This window comes from Sulfuricella sp. T08, from assembly GCF_000971475.1.
GTDB lineage: Bacteria > Pseudomonadota > Gammaproteobacteria > Burkholderiales > Sulfuricellaceae > Sulfuricella.
Genome location: NZ_DF967544.1, coordinates 23,104 through 35,072, shown reverse-complemented (window position 1 = coordinate 35,072; position 11,969 = coordinate 23,104). Strand labels below are relative to the sequence as shown.

Sequence of the window (11,969 nt, the reverse complement as noted above, 5' to 3'; positions counted from 1 at the left end):
TTAGGCACATGGGTGTGCTGGCCGGATGCTGATTCAGCTTATTCATTTACAGGCCCTTATGACCTGCGGAATACACCGAGTCAGCATCCGGCCTGCCGCGCTGAGGAAGCAGAAAAAGCAGGCTCAAAGCCGGCCATAGCATCGCGCCGGTCAGGCAGGAAAGAAAATAACCGGGGCCTGGAAAAATGCCGCCGCCGAAAAGCCGAATGATCAGCATCGTGGCCTGCAACAATAGTAGCAGCAGTAACACGTGAGACGCCTGTTGCCACAGGGTGAAACGCTGAATACGCCGATGCAGCACGATTGCAGCATAGACGCCGAGGGTATAAGCAAAAGCATGCTGCCCCAAAAACACACCATCACCGACATCCATCATCAGTCCGGCGATCCAGGCCGCGGCGAACCCCAGTTTTCGTGGTTCACGAATAGCCCAGAACAGGAGCACCAGGGCGACGAAATCAGGGCGAAACGACAGTGCCAGCCCTTGCCAAGGCAACAGGTTGAGCAGTAACCCACTCACCAGCGTCAACAAGATGAATTTCAAGCTGGCGGGTTTGAGCAGTTCCGGTGCTCCGGCGTAATGCATGTCGTCAGCCCCTCTTCTTTCTCAATACGGGCGTCTTGCCGTCTGTCGTTCCTGTACCCGCCGGAGCGGATTCAGGTTTCTGAAACTGCCGCACTTCGCCGATCAGTATCAAAAGCTGCCTGTGGCGGTTCACGCCCGCACTTGGCATGCACGTAATCTTGGCGAAAGCTGAGTTGCGCTCGATTTTCGTTACCACCGCCACCGGCAATCCGGCAGGATATACACCATCGATACCGGAGGTGACCAGGGTGTCGCCGTTCTGGATATCCGCATTGGCAGCCATGAAAGGCAGCTCAAGCGCACCATCCTGGCCATGGCCGAAAGCGATGGCACGAGCGCCATTGCGAACGATTTCAACAGGAATTGCCTGGTCCTTGTCGGTGAGCAGGGTAATCTCGCTACTGAACGGATAGACTCGAGTGACCTGCCCAATTACACCAATATCGTCGAGCGCCGGCTGCCCGGCCTGGACTTTATGATTCGAGCCCTTGTCCACGGTAATTTTCTGGGAAAACGGATCGCGTCCGGCATAGACGATTTCAGCCGCCACTACGCTTTCGCCGCGCAGCCTCTGAACATTGAGTATGTTACGTAGATGGGCATTCTCCGCCTGCATCGCCTGCATCCGTTGCAATTGCGCCGCCTGCGCCAGTTGTTGCTGCCTGAGCATGGCGTTCTCGTTTTGCAGGCGTTCCTGGGTAACGAAAAAACTGCCTGTCCGGTCGAGAAGTTCAGCGGGAGTCATGGCCAGACGCTGCAGAGGAGCAACTGCAACTGAAATTATCTGGCGCAGGGAATCCAGTGCGTTCAGACGAGCATCCAACAACATAAACACCAGGGAAATCAAGGCAAAAAAGACGAAACGTGCCAGCGGGCTGGGGCCGTGCTTGAAAAAAGGCTGGTGTTCCATTCAGTCTCGTAGGTTGGAAAGTGTGGCTTTATCCGGCGTCTGTCCGCACAACAGCGGAAAGCGCTTCGCTTTTCCGCCCTGCATCAATCATTCGTGAAGACGCCACCCAGCTTGTCCATTTCCTCGAGCGCCCGACCGCTGCCGCGCACCACGCAGGTGAGAGGGTCTTCGGCGACGATCACCGGCAGTCCGGTTTCTTCCATCAACAACCGATCCAGATCGCGCAGCAAGGCGCCGCCGCCAGTCAGGACCATGCCCTTTTCTGCTATGTCAGAGCCCAGTTCCGGCGGAGTCTGTTCCAGGGCCGACTTGACCGCACTGACGATGCTGTTGAGCGGATCGGTCAGGGCTTCGAGGATTTCGTTACTAGAAATAGTAAAGCTGCGCGGGATGCCTTCGGCCAGATTGCGACCCTTTACTTCCATCTCGCGCACTTCCGAACCGGGGAAGGCAGAGCCGATCTCTTTTTTGATTCTCTCGGCCGTAGCTTCGCCAATCAGCATGCCGTAGTTGCGGCGGATGTAGTTGATGATGGCTTCATCGAACTTGTCGCCACCGACCCTCACCGAAGCGGCATAGACGATGCCGCCCAGGGAAATCACCCCAACTTCGGTGGTGCCGCCGCCGACATCCACCACCATCGAACCGGTCGCCTCGGCCACGGGCAGACCAGCGCCGATTGCCGCCGCCATCGGCTCCTCGATCAGGTATACCTGACGCGCGCCGGCTCCGATCGCGGATTCGCGGATGGCACGCCGCTCCACCTGGGTCGATCCGCAGGGCACGCAGATGATGATGCGCGGGCTAGGGCTGAGCATGCGCGAATCATGAATTTTCTTGATGAAGTACTTGAGCATCTGCTCGGTGATGGTGAAGTCGGCGATCACACCGTCCTTCATCGGGCGGATCGCCGTAATGTTGCCCGGCGTGCGGCCGAGCATCTGCTTCGCCTCTATGCCCACCGCCTGGATGGTCTTCTTCGAGGAAGGTCCGCCCTCCTGGCGAATCGCCACCACCGAGGGCTCGTCCAGCACGATACCCTTGCCGCGTACGAAAATCAGGGTGTTGGCGGTACCCAGATCGATGGCCAGGTCGTTGGAAAAATATCCGCGTAAGAATCCAAACATCATTGCTTAATTCCAGTGATTGAGGTGCGTCGGTTAAATAAAACATGATACCATTTTATGCGTATCGCTTTGAAGTTCTCCGGGTGAATTTTTATGTCATTGAATCTGGCCGATGTAAAGCGCATTGCCCATCTTGCCCGCATTGCGGTGGAAGAGGACGAAATGCCGGGCTATTTGCAGCAACTCTCCAACATCCTCAACCTGGTCGAGGAAATGCAAGCCGTCGATACTACCGGCATCGAGCCGATGGCGCACGCCCAGGACGTGGTGCTGCGCCTGCGCAACGACGTTGCCACCGAAACCGACCGCCGCGCCGCCTACCAGGCCGTCGCGCCGCAAGTTGAAGCTGGCCTCTATCTGGTTCCCAAAGTTATTGAGTAAGGAGTAAGGAGTAAGGAGTGAGGGGTGAGGAGTCAAATTCGGACTCTTCTCGGCTCACTCCTCACTCCTGACCAAAATAATGTTCAACACATCGCTAAAAGAACTCTCGGCCCAGTTGGCCTCCAAGAAGATCTCCAGTGTCGAACTGACGCAGACCTTCCTCGATCGCATCAGGGAGCTGAATCCCAGACTCAACGCCTTCATCACTATAGATGAAAACAAAAGTCTGGCGCAGGCCAAGACCGCTGATGCATTGATCGCATCCGGCAAGGCCGGGCCACTCACCGGCATTCCGGTGGCGCAGAAGGATATCTTCTGCGCCGAGGGCTGGCTCTCCACCTGCGGTTCGAAGATGCTGCACAATTTCGTCTCACCTTATGACGCCCATGTAATCGAACAGTTCAATCGCGCCGGCGCGATCAACCTGGGCAAGACCAACATGGACGAATTCGCCATGGGCTCGTCCAACGAAACCTCGTATTTCGGCAAGGTGAAGAATCCCTGGGATCTCAATGCCGTTCCCGGCGGCAGCTCGGGCGGGTCGGCCGCGGCAGTCGCGGCACGGCTGTGCCCGGCAGCCACCGGCACCGACACCGGCGGCTCCATCCGCCAGCCTGCAGCGCTCAACGGCATCACCGGCATCAAGCCGACCTATGGCGTGGTGTCGCGCTACGGCATGATCGCCTTCGCCTCCTCGCTCGACCAGGGCGGCCCGATGGCGAAGAGCGCCGAGGATTGCGCGCTGTTGCTCAACGTGATGGCCGGCTTCGACTCGCGCGACTCGACCAGCCTGGAACGGGAAAAAGAAGACTACGGCCGAGACCTGGAACAACCGCTCAAGGGGCTGCGTATCGGCCTGCCCAAGGAATACTTTGCCGAAGGGCTTTCCGCCGACGTAGCGCAAGCCATCGAAGCCGCCCTGGCGGAATACCGCAAGCTGGGTGCCGAGACCGTGGAAATATCGCTGCCCAACAGCAAGCTGGCTGTTCCGGTTTATTATGTCCTCGCTCCCGCGGAGGCCTCCTCCAACCTAGCCCGCTTCGACGGCGTACGCTACGGCTACCGCGCCCCGGAATACACGGACCTGGCCGACATGTACGGCAAGAGCCGGGCACAGGGCTTCGGTGCGGAGGTGAAACGACGCATCATGATCGGCACCTATGTGCTGTCCGCCGGCTATTACGACGCCTACTACCTGAAAGCGCAGAAGCTGCGCCGCCTGATCGCGCAGGACTTCACCAACGCCTTCGCGCAGTGCGACATGATCATGGGGCCAACCGCGCCGACCACCGCTTTCAACCTGGGCGAGAAAAGCGACGACCCGGTTTCGATGTACCTGTCGGACATCTACACCATCGCCGTCAACCTCGCCGGCTTGCCGGGCATGTCCGTGCCCGCCGGCTTCGGCGCCAACGGCCGTCCGGTCGGCCTGCAGATCATCGGCAACTATTTCAGCGAAGCGAAAATGCTCAACGTCGCGCACCAGTTCCAGAAGGCGACCGACTGGCATACTCGCATGCCGCAAGGGATATAAATATGCAGTGGGAAATCGTCATCGGGCTGGAAACGCATGCCCAGCTCAACACACACTCCAAGATCTTCTCTGGTGCGGCCACCGCCTATGGCGCTGCGCCCAACACCCAGGCCTGCGCTGTCGACATCGCCCTGCCCGGCGTGCTGCCGGTGTTCAACCGCGCGGCGGCGGAAAAAGCCGTCAAATTCGGCCTGGCCATCGGCGCACGAATTAATCGCAGATCGGTGTTTGAACGCAAGAACTATTTCTACCCGGATTTGCCCAAAGGCTACCAGACCACCCAGCTCGAACTGCCCATTGTGGCCGAAGGCGGAACGCTGCAGATCCAGGTAACTCCTTCGACAGGCTCGGGACAGGCTTACGAAAAAACCATACGCATCACCCGCGCTCATCTCGAGGAGGATGCCGGCAAATCACTGCATGAAGACTTCCATGGCATGACCGGCATCGACCTCAACCGCGCCGGCACGCCGCTGGTCGAGATCGTCACCGAGCCCGACCTGCGCAGCAGCGCCGAAGCCGTGGCTTATGCCAAGAAGCTGCATTCCCTGGTGCGCTGGATTGGCATTTGCGACGGCAACATGCAGGAAGGCTCGTTCCGCTGCGACGCCAACGTTTCGGTGCGCCCCATGGGCGTGGAAACGCTTGGCACCCGGTGCGAAATCAAGAACCTCAATTCCTTCAAGTTTATGGAAAAAGCCATCGAATATGAAGTTCGCAGGCAGATCGAGATTCTTGAGGACGGCGGCCGCATCATTCAGGAAACCCGCCTCTACGACCCCGACCGGGACGAAACGCGATCGATGCGCTCCAAGGAAGAGGCCAACGACTACCGCTACTTCCCCGACCCCGACCTGCTGCCGCTGGTGGTGGACGAAGCTTTCCTCGATCAGGCCCGCGCCACTATGCCGGAGTTGCCGCAGGCGATGCGCGAGCGCTTCGTGCGTGACCAGGGCCTGCCTGCTTACGATGCCGGCATTCTGACCACATCGCGTGAACTGGCGGGCTATTTCGAAGATACGGTCAAGGCGCTGGGAGGTGAGGCGAAAATGGCCACCAACTGGATCATGGGCGACCTGTCTGCCCAGCTCAACAAAGAGGGGCTCGAGATCACGAACTCCCCGATCACCGCTGGTAAACTCGCCGGATTGCTGCAGCGCATTGTGGACGGCACCATTTCGGGCAAGATCGCCAAGGAAGTATTCTCTGCGATGTGGGCAGGCGAAGGCGATGCCGACACGATCATCGAAGCCAAGGGATTAAAGCAGGTATCCGACAGCGGCGCGATCGAAAAGATCGTGGATGAGATCATTGCGGCCAACCCGGCACAGGTCGCCGAATACCGCAGCGGCAAGGAAAAGGTGTTCGGCTTCTTCGTCGGTCTGGCGATGAAAGCCAGCAAAGGCAAAGCCAATCCTGCCCAGCTCAACGAAATCCTGAAGAAGAAGCTGGCCGGCTAATTCCGCCATAAAAGAACAGGGCACGGGCAGACAAGCCCGTGCCCTGTTCTTTCGCCCGTTTTACTTCTTGAGCAGTTCGAAGTGGCCGACCAGGGCTTTGAGTCCCTCGGCGGTATGAGCCAGATCCTCAGTAGCACGCCATGCACTCTGGGCGGCACGGGTATTTTCCTCCACCAGCTCGGCGATCGTCTCCATGTTGCGCGCCACGTCGTGGCTGGCGGCCGACTGCTGCTGTGCCTCGGCCGCGATCTGCTGCGCCATGTCAGTGACTTCTCCGCTCTTCGCAGTAATCCTCCCCAGCCCTTCGCGCGTCACCTGCATCAACCCGGTGCTATTGCTGACCTGAGCCATGGCATCATCCATCGACGCCACTGCGCGCTGGGTGCCGGCCTGAATTTCATTGACGGTCTCGCTGATATCCTTGGTATTGGCCGCAGTGCGCTCGGCCAGCTTGCGCACCTCGTCGGCCACCACCGCAAAGCCGCGTCCCTGCTCGCCGGCACGGGCCGCCTCGATGGCGGCGTTGAGCGCGAGCAGGTTGGTCTGATCGGCCACTTCCTTGATTACCAGGGTGATCTGGCCGATGCGGTGAATCGACTCGAACAGCTCGAGCATGGCCTGGCTTGAGGTCTGAACAGCCCGCACCACCTGCTCGGAAGCGGTCACGCTCTGCTGCATGGTAGCGTTGCTTGCGTCCACCACTTCCTGCGCACTGACCGCCGCCTCCGCTGCGCGCGAGGCCGAAGCCGCCACCTCCGATACCGATTCGCTGGCCTGCTCCATCGCCGCGGCGACTTCCTGGGTGCGGTCATGCTGGGTATCGGAGTGCTCCACCACCCGGAGCATCTCTTCCTGCAAGTTCTGGCTGCGCGCCTCTATGCTCCTCGATGCATGGATGATTTCGTCCAGCATGGTCTTCAGGTGCACCTGCATGGTAGCCAGCCCATACAACAGCTGGCCGGTTTCATCCTGGCCGGAGATATCGATGTCGTCGGTCAGGTTGCCTTGGGCAATATGGTCAAAATGATGGATGGCCGTATTAATTGCCCCCAGTACTGCACGGACCAGAAGATAGCCGAGCCAGGCCGCACCAAGCAGGCCGATCACGACCAGCATCACGACCAGGTTGCGCGTACTGCCATAACGCTGCTGGGCGGTTTCGTACTGATCTTTAGCACCCTTAACCTGGTGCTGAATCAAGCCATCCAGATCGTCGCTAACCGGCTTGTTGAGCGGGCTGATATGCTCCTTGCTGATCCGGATCGCCTCTTTGAAGTCTCCCGCCCGAATCGCCGTGGCCGCCGGGTCAAAGCCCTCCTTGAGCAGCCTGGCGTAATCGGCTGCCAGTGTAGCAACCGCTGGCTTATCCTCTTCAACCACCAGCTTTTCCAAGCCATCAACGCTTTGCTGTGTGGTGTCACGGTTCTTTTGAAATTCCTCCAGGCGCTTTGCCACGTTCTGTTCGCTCGGGTTGATGATTGCATCAATCAGTATCACCCGGTTGCGTGTCGAGAGCCGGGCAACCTGGTCAAGCTCAACCATAGGCTGGGCACGGTTCTGGTACACCGAACGCAACCCCTCGTTGGACTGGACAATCCCCATCAGGCCAACAGCGCCGACCGCCAACATGATCAACGAAAGCAGAACGACAACACCGGTTAATCTGGCTTTAATGGTGTGCAGCCACTTAAATCGCCCCCCTTTGGGCAAAGGCGCCTTGGTCTGGTTGAGGGTGCGGTACAGCGCCTCCGCCACGGCCACAGCCTGGCGCGAAGGCTCGCTGCGCACCGACATGTAGCCGATGGTTTCGTCATTCCTGCGTACCGGCACGGCAAAGGCGTCCACCCAGTAATGGTCACCGTTCTTACAGCGGTTTTTCACGACGCCGCGCCATGGTCGGCCGGATTTGACGGTTTTCCACAGATCCTCGAAAGCCTGCGGCGGCATGTCGGGATGGCGCACCAGGTTATGGCTCTTGCCGACCAACTCCTCGCGGCTGTAGCCGCTCATCGCCACGAAAGCATCGTTGGCATAGGTGATGATACCCTTGAGGTCAGTCTTGGAGACCAGGTATTCGCCCTTGATATAGGGTTTCTCGGTTTGGGTGACGGGCAAGTTGATTTTCATTGTTATTCCCTAGGCATGGCGCGCAGGAAGCCAGCACTCCACTATGTCGCGGAGCAGCAGACCTGCATTGATGAAGAAAAGCTGAATAATGGCGGCGACGCCGGAGCACGTCAAAACAACGACGTCGGGACAGACATGGAATAGAACTGGGACGACTTTTGGCATTGCCTGAATTTGACCAAATCATAGTAAAGCGACGAAAGCGCGAACGCCTTGTCTCCTTCCTGGCAATTCCACAGTCATGAGGCAGCGCCCTTTAGACCGGAACTTTGCGCCCCCACCTTTCGGCCGGGTTGACCCTTATCAAGTAATTTAGATGCATCATATAGTAGAAACCCTTGTCGTCAAACAGGTATTACCCACTATTGCTGGCATCCAGGGGCCAGCCGCCTACTTCTTCGCAGTATCCTCGACCTGGCGCAGTTCGCGAAAACGCTTCTTGTCATCCTCGAACCTGGCGCGAATCGCATCCATTTCCATGCGTCTCTGCTTGATCATTTCCTGCAGGCGCTGCATCTCTTTTTCGGCTTCCTCAATCTCCTGTTGCAAATCAGGCGGCAACGGCCTCTTCTTGGCAACCAGGTCTCCCGCCCGCTTCCGGGCCTGATCAAGGCGCGGCTGCACCTGCTTGGCGCGCAATTCCATGCTCTGGAGCTGGAGTTCACCCTGTTGCAGATTGCGGTCGCGAACCAGGTCGATTTCCTTCTCCGTGGTATAGGTATTGAGCAGCGCCTTGTCGCGGCGTTTCTGTTCCAGTTTCTTTTTCTCTTCCTCCTTTTGCTGCGCCAGCTCATCTTCCTTGGCCTTGCGCTGCTCCGGCGTCAGGGCGGCATCGGTTTTCTTGACCACCGCGCCTTTCTTGTCCAGCTCGGTGTTGCCCTGTTGAGAATACTGGGGCGGAATGGCGTTGCCATAATGAGTTTTCCCCTGCTCATCCACCCAGGAATACACTTTCCCCGCTACAGCCGGGAAACTGACAAGCAGAATCAACAACAATGAGAAGCGAATGCGCATAGAGACTCCTTTAAGAAACGCCATATTGATTCTTGTATTCTAAAACCGCCAGCAGATTTTGCGCCATCTCCGGCTTCTGCCGCAAGTAGCCGATCATGTCGTCCAGCGTGGCGATACTGACCACCGGAATGCCGTAGCCCTGCGTCACTTCCTGGGTCGCGGACAACTCTCCCGTGCCGCGTTCCTGCCGGTCGAGCGCGATCATCACGGCACAGGGCTCGGCCCCGTTTGCCTTGATCAGGGTCACCGATTCGCGCACCGAAGTGCCGGCCGAAATCACATCGTCCACGATCAGCACCCGCCCGGCCAGCGGCGCACCAATGATGGCGCCACCCTCGCCGTGATCCTTGGCTTCCTTGCGGTTGAACGCAAAAGGCAGGTTGCGGCCGTGCCCGGCCAGCGCCACCGCGATCGTCGCCACCAGCGGAATACCCTTGTAGGCCGGGCCGAACAGCATGTCGAACGGGAACGGAGCGGAAAGAATGGCTTTGGCGTAAAATTGCGCCAGCTGCCCCAGGGATGCTCCGTCGTTGAACAGGCCGGTATTGAAAAAGTAGGGGCTCAACCTTCCGGCCTTGGTCTTGAATTCGCCGAAGCACAACACATTGCGCTCGATGGCGAAGCGAATAAAATCCTGACGAAAATCCTGCATGCTTAACCTTATCCTGGAGAAATCTATTGCGCATTATAACGCTGAATCTTAACGGCATCCGCTCTGCCACCAGCAAAGGCATGCTCGAATGGCTGCCCAAGCAGCAGGCCGACATCGTCTGCCTGCAGGAACTCAAGGCGCAACTGCCCGACCTGACGCCGGAAATGCGCGCCCCACAAGGCTATCACGGCTACTTCCATGCCGCCGAAAAAAAGGGCTATAGCGGCGTGGGCATCTACGCCCGGCGCCAACCAGACAATGTGGTCGAAGGCATGGGCATCGCCGAGATCGACGCCGAAGGCCGCTACCTGCAAGCCGATTTTGGCAAGCTGAGCGTGATCTCGCTCTACCTGCCCTCCGGTTCCAGCGGCGAGGAGCGGCAGGCAGCGAAATTTCGCTTCCTGGACTATTTTGCTCCACACCTTGAAGCACTGAAGGCAGAAGGGCGGGAAGTGGTGCTGTGCGGCGACTGGAACATCGCCCACAAGGAGATCGACCTGAAAAACTGGAAATCCAACCAGAAAAACTCCGGTTTCCTGCCCGAAGAACGCACTTGGCTGTCCAAGGTGTTCGACGAAATCGGCTGGGTCGACGTCTACCGTCAGCTACACCCGGAAGCTACCGGCGAAGCCTATACCTGGTGGTCTAACCGCGGCCAGGCCTGGGCCAAGAACGTCGGCTGGCGCATCGACTACCAGATCGCCACGCCGGGCATCGCCGCGACGGCGAAAGGCGCTGTGGTCTATAAGGAGCAGCGCTTCAGCGATCATGCGCCGCTGACGGTGGATTACGATTGGTCGTTCTAGCCGATGCCTACAAATACCGATCCTCTCCATCTTTCCAGGGCGCAACCTTAATCAACAGCGCCATCCCCGGCAAAGCCAGCACCGTACACAGCAAAAAGAAGGCAAACCACCCCAACTGCTCAACCAGAAACCCGGTAGAAGCATTGATAAACGCGCGCGGCACCGAGGCCAGACTAGTGAACAGGGCGAACTGGGTGGCGGTGTAAAGCGGGTGGGTGGTGCGGGCGATGAAGGCGACGAAGGCCGCCGTGCCCAAGCCTACGCCCAGGGCCTCGAAGCCGATCACCAGGGCGAGCACGACCTTGTCGTGGCCGACCAGCGCCAGCGCGGCGAAACCCAGAATCGACACGACCTGCACCACGCCGAACAGCCACAATGCGCGGTTGATGCCGAGCCGCATCATCCACACCCCTCCCAGCAGCCCGCCGATGACACTGGGCCACAGGCCGGCGTGTTTGGCGATCAGGCCGATGTCGGTCTTGGTGAAGCCCATGTCGAGATAGAACGGCGTCGCCAGGGCGGTGGCCATGCTGTCGCCGAGCTTGTAGAGGAAGATGAAACCGAGGATCAGCAAGGCCTCGCGCCAGCCCTGGCGGTTGATGAACTCGCGGAACGGCTCGACCACCGCCGCCCGCAGCGTTCTCGGACCGGACTTGACGAGATCGGGCTCGGCCACCATCAGCGTCATGATGACACCGGGCAGCATGAACAGCGCGGTGATCAGGAACACGCTGCTCCAGGGCAAATGGTCGGCCAGGATCAGGGACAGCGAGCCCGGCACTAGGCCGGCAATGCGGTAGGCATTGACGTGGATCGCGTTGCCCAGGCCGAGCTCGACATCGAACAGGATTTCCCGCCGGAAGGCATCGAGCACGACGTCCTGCGTGGCGGAAAAGAAGGCGACCGCGAGGGCCAGATAGGCGATGCTCCAAAGATCCAGCTTCGGCTCGAACCAGCCGAACAGTGGCACAGAAAGCAGCAGTGCAATCTGGGTAAACAGCATCCAGCCCCGCCGCCGACCCAGCTTCGGCCAAGCGTAGTGATCGAGCAGCGGCGACCACAGGAACTTCCAGATATAGGGCAGCTGGATCAGCGCAAACAGGCCGATCACCTTGAGGTCGACCTGCTCTGAGCGCAGCCATGCCGGCACCAGGCTGATCAGAAAATACAGCGGCAGGCCGGAACTGAAGCCGGTAAAAACGCAGATGAGCATTTTGCGGGTGAAGATCGCCCGCCAGAGAGAGGATTTTTCAGACATACAGGAATAACAATAATCAGACGCGCTACCTTACCTGAAAAGGCGCGGCAGAAATAGCCACGTAGTCACGTAGGGCGGATGAGCGTAGCGTTATCCGCCGAATGTTCAATCCAC

The 11,969-nt window shown here is 58.9% G+C and carries 11 protein-coding genes and 1 riboswitch; of the genes, 4 read left to right on the top strand and 7 right to left on the bottom strand.

Features of this window, described 5'->3' with window-relative positions; genetic code table 11:
* Nucleotides 1-46: 46 nt before the first annotated feature.
* The 3 genes from mreD to SCT_RS11205 form a co-directional block, all read right to left on the bottom strand.
* Nucleotides 47-586 (bottom strand): rod shape-determining protein MreD, encoded by a 540-nt coding sequence (mreD, locus tag SCT_RS11215; protein ID WP_059423029.1) that lies wholly within the window; start codon nt 584-586, stop codon nt 47-49.
* A gap of 4 nt (nt 587-590) precedes the next feature.
* Nucleotides 591-1,496, bottom strand: a complete 906-nt coding sequence (gene mreC, locus SCT_RS11210) for a rod shape-determining protein MreC (RefSeq protein WP_059423027.1) — start codon at nt 1,494-1,496, stop codon at nt 591-593.
* A gap of 83 nt (nt 1,497-1,579) precedes the next feature.
* Complete coding sequence (locus SCT_RS11205; protein WP_059423264.1) at nt 1,580-2,623, bottom strand: rod shape-determining protein; 1,044 nt, start codon at nt 2,621-2,623, stop codon at nt 1,580-1,582.
* Between the two features lie 93 nt (nt 2,624-2,716).
* Between SCT_RS11205 and gatC the strand changes: the two genes are divergently transcribed.
* From gatC to gatB, 3 genes are all read left to right on the top strand, one after another.
* Entirely contained in the window at nt 2,717-3,004 is a 288-nt protein-coding gene (gatC, locus tag SCT_RS11200) for an Asp-tRNA(Asn)/Glu-tRNA(Gln) amidotransferase subunit GatC (RefSeq protein WP_059423025.1), read from the top strand.
* 79 nt (nt 3,005-3,083) lie between these two features.
* A complete protein-coding gene (gatA, locus tag SCT_RS11195) occupies nt 3,084-4,538 on the top strand; it encodes an Asp-tRNA(Asn)/Glu-tRNA(Gln) amidotransferase subunit GatA (protein WP_059423023.1) in 1,455 nt (484 codons plus the stop codon).
* A gap of 2 nt (nt 4,539-4,540) precedes the next feature.
* A complete protein-coding gene (gene gatB, locus SCT_RS11190) occupies nt 4,541-5,998 on the top strand; it encodes an Asp-tRNA(Asn)/Glu-tRNA(Gln) amidotransferase subunit GatB (RefSeq protein ID WP_059423019.1) in 1,458 nt (485 codons plus the stop codon).
* A gap of 60 nt (nt 5,999-6,058) precedes the next feature.
* Here the strand turns inward: gatB and SCT_RS11185 are convergent, their stop codons facing one another.
* From SCT_RS11185 to pyrE, 3 genes are all read right to left on the bottom strand, one after another.
* On the bottom strand, nt 6,059-8,125 hold the full coding sequence (locus SCT_RS11185; protein WP_059423017.1) for a methyl-accepting chemotaxis protein: 2,067 nt from the start codon (nt 8,123-8,125) through the stop codon (nt 6,059-6,061).
* A gap of 223 nt (nt 8,126-8,348) precedes the next feature.
* Nucleotides 8,349-8,434: riboswitch (cyclic di-GMP riboswitch) on the bottom strand.
* A gap of 81 nt (nt 8,435-8,515) precedes the next feature.
* Nucleotides 8,516-9,139: a DUF4124 domain-containing protein gene (locus tag SCT_RS11180; RefSeq protein ID WP_059423016.1), complete on the bottom strand. Its 624-nt coding sequence runs from the start codon at nt 9,137-9,139 to the stop codon at nt 8,516-8,518.
* A 10-nt stretch (nt 9,140-9,149) separates the two neighbouring features.
* Nucleotides 9,150-9,791, bottom strand: a complete 642-nt coding sequence (gene pyrE / locus SCT_RS11175; RefSeq protein ID WP_059423013.1) for an orotate phosphoribosyltransferase — start codon at nt 9,789-9,791, stop codon at nt 9,150-9,152.
* A 26-nt stretch (nt 9,792-9,817) separates the two neighbouring features.
* Here pyrE and SCT_RS11170 point away from each other — a divergent pair, with 26 nt between their 5' ends.
* Nucleotides 9,818-10,597 carry an exodeoxyribonuclease III gene (locus SCT_RS11170; RefSeq protein WP_082098314.1) on the top strand — a complete coding sequence of 260 codons (780 nt, stop codon included), beginning with the start codon at nt 9,818-9,820 and terminating at the stop codon, nt 10,595-10,597.
* Between the two features lie 7 nt (nt 10,598-10,604).
* Here SCT_RS11170 and SCT_RS11165 read toward each other — a convergent pair whose 3' ends face one another.
* On the bottom strand, nt 10,605-11,855 hold the full coding sequence (locus SCT_RS11165; RefSeq protein ID WP_059423010.1) for an AmpG family muropeptide MFS transporter: 1,251 nt from the start codon (nt 11,853-11,855) through the stop codon (nt 10,605-10,607).
* Between the last annotated feature and the right edge of the window lie 114 nt (nt 11,856-11,969).